Origin of the sequence: Methanobrevibacter sp., from assembly GCF_045130115.1 — an archaeon.
Lineage (GTDB): Archaea > Methanobacteriota > Methanobacteria > Methanobacteriales > Methanobacteriaceae > Methanocatella.
This window is the reverse complement of the sequence record NZ_JBGUPC010000059.1, coordinates 15,663-30,932: the sequence shown is the minus strand read 5'-3', so window position 1 is coordinate 30,932 and position 15,270 is coordinate 15,663. Positions and strand designations below refer to the sequence as shown.

Below are 15,270 nucleotides of genomic sequence, written 5' to 3'. Positions count from 1 at the left end.
AATCAATTTTTAGATATAAACACAATTTTTTTGGATGGAAAAAATGATGGTTTAAAAGATTTGGTGAGGAATGGTGATGGGGGTAATTTTGGAAATGTTAATTTCCGAATTTTTCTCTTGTTCTTTTGATTTCGTATCTTGCAAATGCATAGTTGAGTATGCTGGCTATTGCCCTTCCTATACATAATCCCAACCAGATTCCGACTAAATCCATGTTTAGAATGAATACAAACACGTAAATCAATGGAACAACAAAGAGAATTTCCCTAAGTATTGTAAACATCAGGCTGTATATTCCCTTTCCGATTCCCTGATAGAAGAAGCTTGAAGGTATTCCTATTCCTGTTAAAATCAGACATGGACATACCAGCTGAAGGTATTGTGCAATTCCAGGAACCAGATTTGCAGTTTCGGGAGTGTATGCAAATATTGTAGCTAGAGGGGTTGCAAATATCACAAGTATTAATGTAATTGCAGTACCTAAAGCCAAACCGAACTTTGCACCAAACTTATGGGCTCTTGAAAGGTAGTCTCCGTTTCGGGCACCATATGCACTTCCGGATACTGCGATAACTGCTGATCCGATAGCTGTAAGGGGCATTATTGCAAAGAGGTATAACCTTTGTCCTGATGTGAATGTGGCTATTCCATAGTCTCCTCCGACCAAGGATATCACAATCAGATAGATTGACATTGCAATCGCCATAATAAGCATGTCCAGTGCAGATGGAATTCCAACCTTCAAAATGTCTCTTGCCAGTTTTGAGTTGAACTTGAAATTCTTAAGGGTAACGTCAATGTATGTGTCCTTTTTAATCAGAATCCAGTATAAAATTATTATCGCTGAAATTGCTGAGCTTACGATTGTTGCAAGTGATGCTCCGGCTGAGCCTAAACCGCATGTGTAGATGAATATCGGATCAAGGCTTGCATTTAGGATGACTGTGGCAACTACGACATACATTGCACGTTTCATGTCCCCTTCGCCACGAAGGATTCCACTGCATCCGTTTCCAAACATCAGGGCAACAAGGCCTAAAAACAATGGTGTAGCATAGGCAATAGCTTCTTTTAGTGTTTGTCCTGTTGCACCGTAGCTTTTAAGCAATGGTTCCTGTATTATGAGGAAAATGATTGTTAAAGCGATTGATGCTATCAGAAATATGAATAGTGACTGTGTTGCGGATTCGGTTGCCATTTTCTTGTTTTTTGCTCCAATGAATCTTGAAATGCTGCTTGTAGCACCGTTTCCTAGTCCGACGCTTGCTCCATTCAGGATCATGAAAATGGGTGTTACGAATCCTATTCCTGCAATTGCAGTCGGTCCGAGGCCTGCCACCCATATTCCATCAACGATATTGTATAATGCGGTTAAAATCATTGATATCATTATTGGAATAGCAAGTTTCTTAACTGCCCTTTCCGGTTCTCCCCTCATCAACTCAACATTCTTATTTGCCATATCAATCACTGTCCCTCAAAATATCTTCACTTTTTCTAGCTATGTTCCTTAACTGGTCTTTTGTTCTTTCGTCCAGTTCATCGATTCCAACATTCTTTTCCCATTCTTCCAAATCGTTTTTTAGTTGGATAGCCAGTTCTTCTCCTTTTTCTGTTGCTTTCAAAATGTATTTTCTTCTGTTGTTTTCATCAACACTTCGTTCAACATAACCCTTGTCTTCAAATTTCTTTAATGCCTTTGCTATGGTTCCTTTGCTTTGGCCAAATGTGTTTGCCAAATCGTCTTGTGATAGACCACTTCTTTTGTGTATTTCCAGTAGGTAGCGACCTTCATGAATCATGTCTATTTGATTCGGATTTTTGAGAGAGTATTTCAGTCTGTTTTTAGAAATGTGTTCAATTAATGCAATAAAAGGCATTGAATCAAATTTATTGGTATTATTTTCATCTGTCATGTTTTCAACTATCATTTTTATGTAAGATTTTTCAGTCTTCAAAATTATTTTGTGGAAGATGATATATAAATGTTTCCTCGGAAACTGTTCATCGATAAACAATAGTGAAATGCTTATAAATGATTATGTTGAAATTTTTAATTGGTGATGCAGTGGATTATGAATCAATTATTAAAGAGAAATTTCCAAATTGCAATGTTGAAGTGATTCAGCCTGACTTTTTGGAGATGGATATGCTAATTGAATATATTACCGATGATATAATAGTGTATAGGCCCCATTCCATCATGGTTTATCGGCATATGATTCGTTTTTTGATGAATGTTGGCGAAAGGGGAAAAATCTATTATCTTGAAGGCTTTTCGGATGAGGATTTAAAGTCAATCCATGCCGGCCTTTTGAAATTCACATACGGAAGGGATATCAGTATCAATCTGTTCAAAAATGCAAATCCTGACAGGGATGTCTTAGGGTTATAGCTGGAAGAATTCGTCGCAATTCTCACAATAGTAGTTATACTCGCTTTCACAGCAGTTTCCAAGTATTACCTCTCCGTTCAGTGATTCTATTGCCATTTCATCGCTTGCGCCATGAAATACTTTTTTCAGTTTTCTCTCACATTTCGGACACTTCATGTGGATTATTATATTAATTATTAATTTTAAATATTAGTGTAGGTGTTAAAATGATGATTAATCTCGGTGCCGAATTCGGCACTCATTTGGAATCCAGTGACGATGCGATAGAACTGATTGATATTTTAAATAAAATCCCTAAGGATGATTTTATAATCGATTTCAAGGAAGTAATGTTTGTTACAATGAATTTTGCACAGGCATACTACACCGCCAAGCTGGAATCCGATAAAAAAATATCCGAAATAAACTTGTCCGATGAAGTTAAAGTTGTTATGGGTGCGGCTGACGAGGCTTGCAATCCCTAATTTTTTTATTTTTTTTTTCGATTGTCTTTTTTTAATTAGTATAGTTTTTTGTTATCCTTTTACATTTAATAAGATTAGTAACAAATGTGATACTATGGAAATAGTTAAAAAGCCTGTTGAACTGATAGAGTTGTTCTACGATTTGATATTTGTATATGCAATATCACAGCTGACAGGCCTTATAAACGAACCTATTGATGGAATCATTCCTCCATATAACTTTTTTGCTTATTTGATTACCTGCTTTGTAATATTGCAGGCATGGCTATACTTCACCAATTACGTTAACCGATATGGCCGATGGGAATGGCAGGATTACCTGATAGTTGCCATTAACATGATTGCCGTAATTTTCATGGCAAATACGATTTCCCTGAATTGGGCAAAGATGTATTTTGCATTTGATGTGTCCATGCTGATAATCCTTTTGACAATAGTTCTCCTATATTCAGTCCATGCAAGACGTGAAAATTCGCTTAAGGGTGCTGCGGGCAATTCCATTACGATTCTGAGCATTGTCTGCACAATTTATATCATAGCTATTCTATGCTCAGTTTTCAATTTCACTGAGTATGTTCTTTGGATTAATGTTTTGGCGGTTCTCGCAGGAGCTTTCCTGCCGTTTTTCATAAGGGGGCGTTTCGACAAGAGCATCATTAATTTCCCCCATCTGGTTGAGAGGTTTGAACTTCTGACAATCATCACATTCGGCGAAGCTATTGTGGGCCTTACCCACTTCTTTGATGTGTCCAACTTCAATTTGGTTCCAATCCTATTGTTTTTGATAATCTTGACAATGTTTGGGTCATATGTCATTCAGATTCATCGTATGATGGATCACCATAGGGTTGAAAGGTCATTGAGATTGATGTTCAGCCATTATTTCATTGTAATCAGCATTAACCTTGTTACCGTTTCATTGGAGCTCATTCATTCAGGTGAAGTAAATCCTGCCTTTGCAAGCGGACTTATGATTGTCTCACTGATTGTATTTTATGTTTCAATCATGGTCAACAAGGAGTATTATAAGCAAAACATTAAATTAACTAAAAAAGATATATTAAAGATGATAATAGTTTTTGTGTTTGGAATAGCTATTATTCTGATATTTATTTCAAATTTATATGCTTTCCTGATTGGAAGCTTAATCATAACATTTGGCAATTTTTCAATATTGCAAATGAAGTATAAAAGGTGTTTAAGTGAGTGAACAGAAATTAGAAATATTCAATGTATTGAATTTTTTAGATAGAGGTTATGAATTGGAGACTATTTTAAATGAAGGCGAATTCGGAACTTTCTCATCAGCTGAGGAATGCATCAGCTATTTGGTTGATGAAGGCTATCTTGAAGGGGATGTGGAAGTAACAGCAGATGTGGAAATAACTGCCGAATACATTTCCAAAAAATATATTGTCTCCGAGCTTAAGGATATCCTGAGGGAAAACGGCTTGAAAGTTTCTGGCAAAAAACAGGAACTCGTAGAAAGGGTTTTGCCTTTATTGAAAGAAGCAAAGGATAAAAGCAATTTGAATGTGTCCGCCAGTGCCAACAAGTCATTTGAAAATATGGAGTTGACTGATAAGGCACATGAGTTTTTAAAGGAAAACCAGTGGATAGACCTGTACATGTTTGCTCTTGTACAGTTCAGATTTGAGGATTTCGAGACTTATGTTGGAGGATCATCCGTTGGAATGATTGAAACAGGATTGAATTTCTGTGATGAAATTATCTCAAGGGCATTGGTGAACAATCAGTTTGAAGTCTTCAGACTTGCATTGTCCGCAAAGGCTCATGTTTATGCATATGACGGCGATTATGAATCTTTCATTGACTATGATTTGCAGCATTTTATTTTAGGACTGAATCCGATTTCCCTTGATGTTCAGACTTATGCCACATATGAAATCATCAACGAAGCCAATGTGGTTAACTTAAGGAACGTTCTGATAGAACTCAAGATGGGCAGCCTAAAGAAAAGATTTGATAAGATATGGAACAAATCCCATATTAAACATGTCACTGTGCCTAAAAAGACCTGCTATAAGACCTTGCTTAAAGCCCTTGGCGGTGCAGACATTGAAGAGCTGAACTTTGAGATGAGAGAAAAATTCTTCAATAAGAAATTCGGTATCCAATGATGAAGTCCAAAGTTGCCGGAATTGCCCTTATAGTAGGTAGTTTGTACTATATTGTAGCGGAAGCTGTTTCTGCAACTTTTTTCAATGCTTCATTTTTCAATACTTATGTTTTTCATGCCATTTCTGAATTGGGGATTCCAAATCTGAATTCCCCCTTGTTTTGGCTGATGAATTCAGCTTTCATACTGGTAGGCTTAACGCTTATATTTGGATATTTCTACAGGTTAAAAGATCTTATTGTTAAAAATAAGGCCGTTAATTCTATTTTTACATTAATTACAGGTTTGGGAGTCATCATTGTAGGTTTGATTCATGGCGGAAACCCTCTGACTTCCGGATATCATACCTTGGGTGCCGTGATGGCGATTTTAGGCGGCAATATTCTATTAGTTCTGATTTCAAAATCAATGGATGATTTTGGAGCTTATCAAAAAATGACCCTCATTTTGGGAATATTGGGTTTGATTGCTTTTTGGATAATGTTTTTCATCTTGAAAAACCCTTACATGCCTGTTTTTGAGAGACTTTCAGTTTACACCCTGATTATCTGGAGTTTTCTAACCGGATGGTTTTTGGCAAAATCTTAAGCCACACTTTCCTTGATTTTTCTGTTAATTATTTTTCATGATGGCAATTGGCTTATCATTATTTTGGTTGAAATTTTAATTATTTTTCATGGTTGGGTAAAAACAGTTGCATTGATTCGTTAGATATGCATCAGGCGGTGTTTTTAAAATGAATAATGTAGTGATAAGCCCATACATTATTCGGTTTCTTCTTTTTCTTTTAGCTTTTCTTTCAGGTTTTCAATCCCAATGATCATGTTTTACCTCCAAGTTTTGGTTCTTGTAAATTTGTATATTATTCATTACATATAAATATTTAGGTATGCCTAAATTTTTAAGGAAAAGTTTAAATACTAATTCGATTAACTTAAATTAAAGGTGATATTATGACAAACCTTGACAAATCTGTTGAAGAAGAAATTTTAGCTATTGTTGAAAAATACCAAAAAGAGGACACAAAACTTTTAAACTACCTTATAACCGATGATGAGATTACATTCTTCTCTCCATTGGCAAACGGTAAGGCAATAACAGCAGAAGACTTGCAAAAAGTCGCAGACATTTTAAAAGGTTCCTTCATTGGAATGGAAATAGTAAATCAGGAATACAGATTTAAATTCAAATGCGGATTATAGGAGTTCCATCAAACTCCTAATATTTTTTTTAACAATTTTTCAAATTATTTTATTCTTTTTCCTATTTTAACTAATTATTTTGTTATTTTTTGTAATTTTAAACATTATTTTCCGTTAATAGGCACATATAAATATTCCTTGATAAAAATTAGAGTTTATTCCAAATTTTAAGCTGAACAGCAATGTTTTTTAACAGTTTATTTGAACTGTAGAAAAATTGCAATATTTGGAATATTGGAGATAGATGTTATGAAAAGGAAAATTCTAATTTGCACATTAATCCTCGTGGCATTATTCAGTGTAGCTACAACCAAAGCACTAAAAAAGTAAAAATAACAGTTAAGTAGATGATTTAATCATCTACACCTTTTTTTTTTAACGATTCAAATACTCTTGAGTTAGCTTACACTCGCTCATGCATTTAGTACAGCCAAGCCCTGCCTTATACTGGCCGATAATGTACTCTCCACAGGCTTCAATATCGATAATGTCTGAACGGTTCAGTCTGTCATTCCATTTTTGTGGGTTTATCGCATCAACAGGACAGGCATCCTGGCAGTTTGTGCAGTCATCGCATTCCGAATCAGTAATTGGTGTGCCGAACTCCAAAGGCATGTCAGTCAATATTCCTCCAAGTGCAACTGCTGAGCCGTATTCAGGGGTCACGAATAATGCAGATCTTCCAATCCATCCAAGCCCTGCTTTGGTGGCAATTGTCTTGTATGGAAGGATGCTTAGCAATTTTTCCATGTCGCATTCATTCCGTTTCATTGTGAGAGCAAATGCATCATATCCGAGATTTTTGATGTATCTCTCTCCCTTGTGGGAGATTTTTGTAAGCTTTCCTATTTCCCTGTGGAATGCCTTCCAGTACTTTTCATACTCCTCCTCTTTGACTAACTGTATGGTTTCTTTAGGAATTTTCAAAACAAGGCTTATTCCATTTGGAAAATCAATGAATTGGCTGGCCAAACCATTCACATCAGCAAAACCGACTTTGCTGGCACCTGACTTTATCAAGTATTCTTTAAGTTCACTCATCTCAGACATAATATTTCATATATTTTCAAAACATATAAATGGTAGTGTAACTAATCTTTAACTTTAACACTTATTAATAATTAAATTAAATATTAAATGTAGTGATTAGATGAAAGATATAGATGTTTTAATTGAAGCTTTACCATATATTAAAAAGTTTCATGGTGAAAAAATATTAATCAAGTATGGTGGGCATGCTATGGTGGATGATGAAGCAAAGTCCTCCACAGCTCGTGATACAGTATTACTCAAATATGTTGGAATGAAACCGTTGATTGTACACGGTGGAGGTCCTGAAATCTCAAGATCAATGGAAAAATTAGGCAAGGAATCCAAATTCATCAAGGGTTTAAGGGTGACTGATGAGGAGACCATGGAAATCATTGAAATGGTTTTGGTCGGTAAAATTTCAACCGAAATCGTATCAGAACTCATAAAACATGACGGTCAGGCAATAAGCCTGTCTGGAAAGGACTCAAGCTTGATTTTTGCTCATAAGAAGGAAGCCAAAAAGATCGATGAGGAACTTGTTGACTTGGGACTTGTCGGTGAAGTTGACTGCATAAACACCGAACTGCTTGACATGTTCCTGGACAATAATTATATTCCTGTAATATCTCCAGTCGGAATTGCAAAGGACGGAACCAGCTTAAACCTCAATGCGGATACTGCTGCCGGTGAAGTTGCAAGTGCAGTCGGTGCTGAAAAACTGATTATTTTAACCGATGTTCCAGGTGTTTTAAGGGACCCTTCCGATCCAGATTCATTAATTCAAAAAATCAGAATTTCAGAGGTTCCTGGTTTAATTGAAGAGGGAATTATTTCAGGCGGAATGATTCCAAAAATAGAGACCTGCGTACAGGCCATTGAAGATGGTGTCAAATCATGCCATATTATCGATGGACGTAAAAAACACTCATTACTTTTAGAAATCTTTACAGACGAAGGCATCGGAACCATGATTTTTAAATAATCATGGTTATTTCACTTTTTTTTTAAAAACTTATTCTCATTCTTTAAACATTTCCCGTAATTCTCTTCTGAGCAGTTTCCAGCCGTTTACTCTTGGAAGCTCATCAAGCGGGAATATTTTTCTTGGAACCTTATATCTTGACAGGTTTTCACGGGCAAAAGCAATTAATCCCTCGTCGTCTGCTTCATTTTCCCAGACAACTGCTGCAACAGGGATTTCTCCTCTGTGACAGTCATTTATGCTGAAAATGGCTATTTCCTTGACTTCAGGATATTTTATCAATACCTCTTCCACTTCTGTTGGATAGATTTTCCATCCGCTCATTACAATCATGTCCTTTTTGCGGTCTGTAATGAATAGGCGGTTGTCTTCATCGAGATATCCGATATCTCCTGTCAGGAACCATCCGTCTTCTAAAAATGATGCTTTGGTTTTTTCTTCGTTTCCCCAGTATCCTTTTGCAACAGCAGGTCCTCTAAGTGCAATCTCGCCCTGTTCATATTGTGGCAAGATTTTGGATGAATCGTCTTCATCAACGATTTTGACTTCTGAAAAGCAAACGGGATGGCCAACGCTTTCAAACCTGTCAGCTTCACGGTAATCTTCAGGTCTGATGACTGTACCGGTTCCAATCACAATTGTTTCGGATAGTCCATAGGCATTAATGATTGGTATTGCATAGGTTTCATGGAAATCCTTCCATATCTTTTTATGCAATGGTCCTCCACCTGAAACAATCTCCCTGACTGTTTTAAGCTCTTCACGTTTGTCCATTGTGGTAAGGGAATGTATTACTGGAGGCATTCCAGTCAGAACAGTGACTTTTTCTTTTTGGCATAATTCCAGATATTCATCAATGTTGAACTGTTCTATTAAAATGTAATATGCTGCAGACCTTAATGCTGAAATTGACCATGAAAGGCCAACGTGTGCCATCGGATAGATTCCCAAATAAATGTCATCCTGCTTTAAGGTCAATACGTCACATTCGTTGTGAATTGCAGTGAAATAATTTCCATGGGTAAGCATGGCTCCTTTCGGCTTGCCTGTTGTTCCTGATGTATATTGAAGCTGGCATAAGTCGTCCCAGTCGGTATTTTCAGCTTCCAAAACGTCACTGTCTTTAAATTTGGAAATGTCTTTTGGGACATATGTTTCAATATCAATCAGGTCTTTGGCATCATCATCGGTAATCATCAGCTTTGCCTTGGAGTCGCTCACGATATATTCCAGTTCATTGGCAGTAAAAATTCTGTTTCCAGGAATGGCTATTGCGCCGATTCTCCAGATTGCAAATAATGAAAATAGATACTCTTCGGAATTGTTTAAATAGATTAATACTCTGTCGCCCTTGACTATTCCTAATTCTTTTAGGTCACGTCCGATTCCAGAGATTATTGATAGGATTTCACCTGAGTTGTATTTGTTTCCGGTTGTCGGATTGTACAATACGTTCTTGTCTAGTCTTTTTGAGTTTGCGTCTAAAAAAGTAGTGATGTTTAACATTTAAATTAACTCCCTTACGATGGCTTTGGTCACGTCCATGGTTGTGGCATCTCCGCCTAAATCAGGGGTTCTAATTTTACAGTCTGCCATTACCTTTTCGACCGCATTTTTTATGTCATTTGATGTTTCCCATTCGCCCAAATAGTCCAGCATCATTGCAGCGGACAGTATCATTGAACATGGATTTGCAATGTATTTTCCTGCAATGTCAGGTGCTGATCCATGTACTGGTTCAAACAGTCCGTTGTGGTCTCCTATATTTCCGGATGGTGCAAGGCCAAGTCCTCCTACGAGTCCTGCGCTTTCATCGGATAATATGTCTCCAAAAAGGTTGCTTGAAACAATAACGTCAAAATTTTGTGGCTGTGTAACCAGATACATCGCCATAGCATCGACATAGTAATCTTCAGTTTTGATTTGCGGATAATCCTGGGCTATCTTATAGAATGATTCTTTGAAAACGCCGTCGGTCTTTTTTAGGACATTGCTTTTGTGAACGCATGTTACTTTGCTTTGTTCCCTTTTGATGCAGAGATTGAATGCAGCTTTTGAAATTCTCTCGGATGCGCTTCTGGTAATGTGTCTTTCTGCAATCATCTTTTCTTCGTCGCCGTATTCCACTTGTGAATAAAGCCCTTCGGTGTTTTCCCTAACTATTACAAAATCAATATCGTCACGAATGCAGTTTACTCCCCGGTATGATTTGATGGGGCGGATATTTGCATATACATTCAATGCTTTTCTTAAGTTAATGATTGGACTAGGCTGGCCTGGTGTTGAAGTTGATGCTCCAAACAGTACTGCATCACTTTTGTTTGCTATTTTGACAGTTTCTTCAGGCAATGTTGTTCCATTTTTATTGAAACAGTCAAAACCTGCTTCACCATAGTCAAAACTAAATTCAAGGTCTAGTTTATCGAGCAAATACTCACAGGAATCCATTACTTCCTGACCTATTCCATCTCCACTAATTATTGCAATATTATACATTATTTCACTTAAAACAATTTGTTCGTATATTAATAATATTGATGTCATATTATATAATTTTAATTTTGTTCGTATGTTATCGAAATACTTTTATACTACCCGATATATAAATGATATTAATTACATAGTAATAGTAGTTAAACGCCTTTAATTTAAAAGAGGGATTAAAATGGAAAGAAGTATCGACGAATTGATTGAATTATTAAACGATAAAGATGACTTTGTTGTTGAAGATGCTATTGGAGAGTTAGAATTAAGAGCTGATGAAGCAGTTGACCCATTAATTGATGCTTTATCCAGCAGAAAAAAACAAATCAGATTACATGCCGCTACCTTATTGGGAGCAATCAATGACCCTAAAGCAATTCCTGCTTTAATCGACACTTTAAAAGACAACAACAAATTAGTTAGAAGGGAAGCATCAACTGCACTTTCACGTATGGGCGAACCTGCTGTCGATCCTTTAATTGAAACATTAAATGATGAGGATTGGAAAGTAAGAGGAGCAGCCGCATGGGCTCTTGGAAACATCGGTGATGAAAAGGCAATTCCTGAACTTGAAAAATTGCTTGATGATGAAAGCGGATTTGTAAAACAAGGTGCACAAAGTGCCATAAACTCAATTAAGAAATAATCCTATTTCTTAACTTTTTTTCTTTTTGCATATTTCTTATTGTAATTTCAATTTTTTTTTTAGTAGCCATAATATTTTTTTAATTGATAGTCCATAATCTTAAATATGGATTTGAAAAAAATCAGTAGGTATCTAATTTACTTACTTTCCTTATTTATCATTTCATTGGGGGCTTCACTATCAATCAAGGCCAATTTGGGAACTTCTCCATTAATATGCCTTCCTTACGTTTCCAGTCTGATTGTTAAGTTGAGCGTTGGAGAGGTAATGTTTGTATTCACCATTATTTTCATTCTGATTCAGGTTGCGCTGCTTAGGGGAGGATTTGAAAAAAGGCAATATCTGCAGCTGGTTATCGGAACCATCTTTTCAGTTTTCGTAGATTTTTCCATGATGTTGGTAAATGGAATTAATCCTGTCGGATACATTAGTCAAATGATATTGCTTTTGTTCAGCTGTGTTGTGGTGGCATTTGGGGTGCTGTTGGAAATTCAAACAGAAATCGTCTATCTTCCTGCTGATGGAGTGATTGTTGCTATTTCAAAGGTCTTAAAAAAGGAGTTTTCATATGTAAAGCCATTTGTTGACTCATCAATGGTTATTTTGGCTGCTGTATTGTCCATTATATTCTTGGGTTATCTTGCAGGAGTTCGCGAGGGCACAATTATTTCGGCGGTTATCATTGGACCTATTGTTAAGGTTTTAAAGAATTATTTGGATTCATATATTGAAAGAATGATTGAATAATCTTTCGAATTTCACTTCAATACAACTGTTTTGTCAATCATTCCAATCAGAATTTTGTTGATAGGATTTTTCAGGGATAATGGATGTTCTTTTTGATACATGTCACTGAAGGGAAGCACTCTGAAACTGGACATGCACTGGTCGGTTGAGCGAAGTGCAAAATATGCCCTGTAATCTCCGTCAATAATGTTGATGATCAATCCAACGTCTTCTATCCGTTCATGACCGGCAATGCCTTCCTCTGCATATACCCTAAACTTTTTGATGTCATCAGCGGTAATCAAAACATATTCCATCATATATTCGTATTCGTCTTCATCAAGGTCATAATCATCATATTCTATAATCTCTGAACATTTCTCGTCGGGAATAGTCAGATTGGTGGCGCAGTATCCAAGAGAGATGTAAATGCCCTCATGGTCCAGTGCCTTGGAGATTATGTCGAAGTAGAGGTTGTCCAATTTCATGGATTTGTGTATGTCTCCGAAAATTTCAGGCACCATATGGGTAAGCCCGCCCTCTTCAATCACTGTACAGTAGAAGTGTTCTTCACCAAGATAACCTGCAGTTGAGGCCTTTTCGATTGTTTGCTTAATGTCAATGTCATTTGCGTCTTCCATTCTTTGAGCTATCTTCAAAACTTCTTCATCACTTATCATCCGCTGCACCTTCTTTCAGATTCTTCAGATTGCTTTTCAATATTCTGTAGATATTTTCAGCACCAATGATTTCGTCACTGCCGATATCCCAATCTGAGGGGTATAGAATAAACGGTTCTGATTGGCTTCCTCCTGCTCCGCCATGGCTTCCCACCAGTTCTTCAAAAGCGCATACCTCATCGTTTTCAGCGTCATAAAAACTGTTGACAAGAATATCCGGTGTGTATGTGAAGGATACGTTTCTTTTGATGTGCCTTACGATGTTTTCACCAAATACTTCAAGCGGATTTTCACCTTCAATTTTATCACTATCTAAATAATATGTTCCATTTTTTCCAATAGCTAAATTTCCATGTTCTGAGGACTTGACAACAATGAAACCGATGTATTCATTGTTTATGATTCCAGGAATCAGTTCAGGGAGAAACTCATTTATTTCTTCATAGGTTAATCTGTGACTCCATTGGGTCAAATAAATCATTGCAAGGTTGCCTGATGCAAGTACAATAACTTCAGAATCACCCAATTCTTCCATTTCATTTTCATCAATCAAATCGTCATTGTTTTTTGTAAATGGAATGAATGATTCTGCATAGTGGTCTTCATTGGATGACATTTTGGCAAACATCTTCATATCTTTTGGAAGTAGAGATTTGACAAAATCCTCAAAGGATTCGCCGTATCTTTGCAGGAATGTGGCTCCATTTGTCTGCCCGTGGTCTGATTGGATGACGAACTGATACTCTCTAGGAGTGTATTTTGTTGCATTAACCAGGCGTCTGATTTGCTTGTCCATTCCCTTAAGCGCAAACCATGAATCCTCGTCACGGACTCCTGAGTGATGTGCTATCTCATCATATCCCAAATATGTTGAGTATGCAACGTCAATATCTCCAACTAATATGTCCCCAACCAGTGTTGAGGTGTTTATTTCCCTCATGAACACATTTGTTGCGGCCCTTACCACAATATATATTATTCCACGTTTGACTCTAGGTTTGACATTCATAACCCTATGTTTTATCTGGGATATCATCTCTAAAATCATTTCCGCTAGGAATAATGCTATGATACGTGCAAAATTACTTGGATTTGAAAAAACAGAATACCATGCTTTGTTGTATAGTTTTCTAATGTTTAAAATTTTACTGAATGTGAAAATGACATTGTCGGTGTCTCCTGAAAATAGATTTGATCTGCTCGCACCGTTATCCACCAGCAATCCGTCACCATCAGAAATTCTTTCTTCCAGTATTTTGACTTTGCTTACCCCTGAACATTGCATCATCTGGTTGTTGTTTGGCTTTTCAATCCATCTGAATGCGGTGATGTCAGTATTGTTTCCGTGAAGTATTCCTGCCTGGCTTGCACCTGTCTGTGAGGATAAATCGGTTTCCCACTTTCTGAGGGTGTGTGTTTTATCGTCAATCATGGATTTTACGGTAGGCATCAAATCTTTGTCAATAGCTTCATTTAGCACGTCATATGCCAGTCCATCGATTTCAATGATAATTAAACCCGGATAATCTTTCACTTTCCCTTTCCGTTTATTTTTTGCATCTCTAAAGACTGACCGGTAATATGAGGAGTCATCTTCTATGGTAAGCAATGCGGACAGAACTGTTGTAACGAATGCCATGGCCAGTGGTGCCAGGATTATTGCCCAACCAGTAATTTCTATATCAAAAAGCGGTGCAAAAAACTCAAGCAGCATTCCATTCAAAATCAGTGATCCGAAACCGAATGTTAAAACTAAAAACGGCAGGAATATTTTGGTCAATAGCGGCCATAATATTGCATTGATTATACTTATAAAAATAACCAATAATGCTATGTCGTCAAAGTGAGATATTTCCACTCCCAGGCCAAAAAAACTAATCAGATACATTCCAATGATATTCCCAATGAATATTATTAAGCTTCTTTTCAGTGTCACCCTGGGAGGTGTTTCAAATTCTTCCACGTATTTCATAAAAAATCATTTCTCAAATGGTTAAATATTTCATCGGTATCTTCAGCTACTTTAAAAATATCTTCCTGTTTGTACAGGAAACCCTTTTGGCCCATTTCATCAATCATTTTGAGCATGGTGTCATAGAAATGGTTGATGTTAAATATGATGATTTCCTTATCATGTTTTTTTAGCTTTTTAAGGGTTATAATTTCAAAGAATTCATCCAGGGTTCCGATTCCTCCCGGTGAAATGATAAATGCATCGGAATGGTTCAGGAACTCCTTTTTTCGCTCATCCATCGAATCAACATAAATAAATTCTGTGCATTCTGTGCATAACGGTTCAAAATCCCCAATCCATTCTGGTGCAATCCCGATGGATTTTCCGGCATTGTCATGAACTCCTCTTGCACATGCACCCATCATTCCGGTATCTCCTCCACCGAAAACAAGAGTATGGCCTTCTTCAGCCATTTTACAGCCTAATTTATAGGCTTCATCAGTATAAGTCTTGTCTATTTTTCTGCTTCCGGATCCATAAAGGCATATGTTCATATCATCATCTC

18 protein-coding genes are annotated in these 15,270 nt (G+C 36.8%); 9 read left to right on the top strand and 9 right to left on the bottom strand.

What is annotated here, in order from left to right; all coding sequences use genetic code 11:
• Positions 1 to 97 precede the first annotated feature (97 nt).
• Together ACJMML_RS10140 and ACJMML_RS10135 are read right to left on the bottom strand one after the other, a co-directional pair.
• Positions 98 to 1,462, bottom strand: a complete 1,365-nt coding sequence (locus tag ACJMML_RS10140; RefSeq protein ID WP_405307195.1) for an MATE family efflux transporter — start codon at positions 1,460 to 1,462, stop codon at positions 98 to 100.
• Between the two features lies 1 nt (position 1,463).
• Positions 1,464 to 1,916: a MarR family winged helix-turn-helix transcriptional regulator gene (locus ACJMML_RS10135; protein ID WP_405307194.1), complete on the bottom strand. Its 453-nt coding sequence runs from the start codon at positions 1,914 to 1,916 to the stop codon at positions 1,464 to 1,466.
• Between the two features lie 125 nt (positions 1,917 to 2,041).
• Between ACJMML_RS10135 and ACJMML_RS10130 the strand changes: the two genes are divergently transcribed.
• Complete coding sequence (locus tag ACJMML_RS10130; protein WP_405307193.1) at positions 2,042 to 2,395, top strand: hypothetical protein; 354 nt, start codon at positions 2,042 to 2,044, stop codon at positions 2,393 to 2,395.
• Here the strand turns inward: ACJMML_RS10130 and ACJMML_RS10125 are convergent.
• Positions 2,390 to 2,551 (bottom strand): hypothetical protein, encoded by a 162-nt coding sequence (locus tag ACJMML_RS10125; RefSeq protein WP_292887116.1) that lies wholly within the window; start codon positions 2,549 to 2,551, stop codon positions 2,390 to 2,392. The two genes, ACJMML_RS10130 and ACJMML_RS10125, sit on opposite strands and share 6 nt — an antisense overlap.
• A 50-nt stretch (positions 2,552 to 2,601) precedes the next feature.
• Between ACJMML_RS10125 and ACJMML_RS10120 the strand changes: the two genes are divergently transcribed.
• From ACJMML_RS10120 to ACJMML_RS10100, 5 genes are all read left to right on the top strand, one after another.
• The gene (locus ACJMML_RS10120; protein ID WP_296782857.1) at positions 2,602 to 2,859 is read left to right on the top strand and encodes a hypothetical protein; all 258 of its coding nucleotides are present in this window, start codon (positions 2,602 to 2,604) and stop codon (positions 2,857 to 2,859) included.
• A gap of 94 nt (positions 2,860 to 2,953) precedes the next feature.
• Complete coding sequence (locus tag ACJMML_RS10115; protein ID WP_405307192.1) at positions 2,954 to 4,069, top strand: low temperature requirement protein A; 1,116 nt, start codon at positions 2,954 to 2,956, stop codon at positions 4,067 to 4,069.
• A complete protein-coding gene (locus tag ACJMML_RS10110) occupies positions 4,062 to 5,000 on the top strand; it encodes an SAP domain-containing protein (protein ID WP_405307191.1) in 939 nt (312 codons plus the stop codon). The genes ACJMML_RS10115 and ACJMML_RS10110 overlap by 8 nt, the downstream gene beginning before the upstream one ends.
• Positions 5,000 to 5,587, top strand: coding sequence for a DUF998 domain-containing protein (locus ACJMML_RS10105; protein WP_405307189.1), 588 nt, complete (start codon positions 5,000 to 5,002; stop codon positions 5,585 to 5,587). The genes ACJMML_RS10110 and ACJMML_RS10105 overlap by 1 nt, the downstream gene beginning before the upstream one ends.
• A gap of 365 nt (positions 5,588 to 5,952) precedes the next feature.
• Complete coding sequence (locus ACJMML_RS10100; protein ID WP_296782851.1) at positions 5,953 to 6,201, top strand: hypothetical protein; 249 nt, start codon at positions 5,953 to 5,955, stop codon at positions 6,199 to 6,201.
• Positions 6,202 to 6,576: 375 nt separating this feature from the next.
• Here the strand turns inward: ACJMML_RS10100 and ACJMML_RS10095 are convergent, their stop codons facing one another.
• Positions 6,577 to 7,251 carry a hypothetical protein gene (locus ACJMML_RS10095; RefSeq protein ID WP_405307187.1) on the bottom strand — a complete coding sequence of 225 codons (675 nt, stop codon included), beginning with the start codon at positions 7,249 to 7,251 and terminating at the stop codon, positions 6,577 to 6,579.
• 100 nt (positions 7,252 to 7,351) lie between these two features.
• Here ACJMML_RS10095 and argB point away from each other — a divergent pair, with 100 nt between their 5' ends.
• The gene (argB, locus tag ACJMML_RS10090; RefSeq protein ID WP_405307186.1) at positions 7,352 to 8,215 is read left to right on the top strand and encodes an acetylglutamate kinase; all 864 of its coding nucleotides are present in this window, start codon (positions 7,352 to 7,354) and stop codon (positions 8,213 to 8,215) included.
• 36 nt (positions 8,216 to 8,251) lie between these two features.
• Here the strand turns inward: argB and ACJMML_RS10085 are convergent, their stop codons facing one another.
• Both ACJMML_RS10085 and aksF read right to left on the bottom strand, forming a co-directional pair.
• On the bottom strand, positions 8,252 to 9,721 hold the full coding sequence (locus tag ACJMML_RS10085; protein WP_405307185.1) for a class I adenylate-forming enzyme family protein: 1,470 nt from the start codon (positions 9,719 to 9,721) through the stop codon (positions 8,252 to 8,254).
• Positions 9,722 to 10,711 (bottom strand): homoisocitrate dehydrogenase, encoded by a 990-nt coding sequence (gene aksF / locus ACJMML_RS10080; RefSeq protein ID WP_405307271.1) that lies wholly within the window; start codon positions 10,709 to 10,711, stop codon positions 9,722 to 9,724.
• A 169-nt stretch (positions 10,712 to 10,880) separates the two neighbouring features.
• Here aksF and ACJMML_RS10075 point away from each other — a divergent pair, with 169 nt between their 5' ends.
• Positions 10,881 to 11,345 carry a HEAT repeat domain-containing protein gene (locus ACJMML_RS10075; protein WP_405307184.1) on the top strand — a complete coding sequence of 155 codons (465 nt, stop codon included), beginning with the start codon at positions 10,881 to 10,883 and terminating at the stop codon, positions 11,343 to 11,345.
• A 105-nt stretch (positions 11,346 to 11,450) separates the two neighbouring features.
• The gene (locus tag ACJMML_RS10070) at positions 11,451 to 12,092 is read left to right on the top strand and encodes a YitT family protein (RefSeq protein WP_405307183.1); all 642 of its coding nucleotides are present in this window, start codon (positions 11,451 to 11,453) and stop codon (positions 12,090 to 12,092) included.
• 11 nt (positions 12,093 to 12,103) lie between these two features.
• On the opposite strand, the gene ACJMML_RS10065 is transcribed toward ACJMML_RS10070, so the two are convergent.
• Genes ACJMML_RS10065 through ACJMML_RS10055 form a run of 3 tightly spaced genes read right to left on the bottom strand, consistent with a single transcriptional unit; the run spans position 12,104 to position 15,259 of the window.
• Complete coding sequence (locus tag ACJMML_RS10065; RefSeq protein WP_405307182.1) at positions 12,104 to 12,751, bottom strand: hypothetical protein; 648 nt, start codon at positions 12,749 to 12,751, stop codon at positions 12,104 to 12,106.
• Positions 12,741 to 14,723: a phage holin family protein gene (locus tag ACJMML_RS10060; RefSeq protein ID WP_405307181.1), complete on the bottom strand. Its 1,983-nt coding sequence runs from the start codon at positions 14,721 to 14,723 to the stop codon at positions 12,741 to 12,743. The genes ACJMML_RS10065 and ACJMML_RS10060 overlap by 11 nt, the downstream gene beginning before the upstream one ends.
• Positions 14,720 to 15,259, bottom strand: coding sequence for a TIGR00730 family Rossman fold protein (locus ACJMML_RS10055; protein WP_405307180.1), 540 nt, complete (start codon positions 15,257 to 15,259; stop codon positions 14,720 to 14,722). Before ACJMML_RS10055 ends, ACJMML_RS10060 begins: the two co-directional genes overlap by 4 nt.
• Between the last annotated feature and the right edge of the window lie 11 nt (positions 15,260 to 15,270).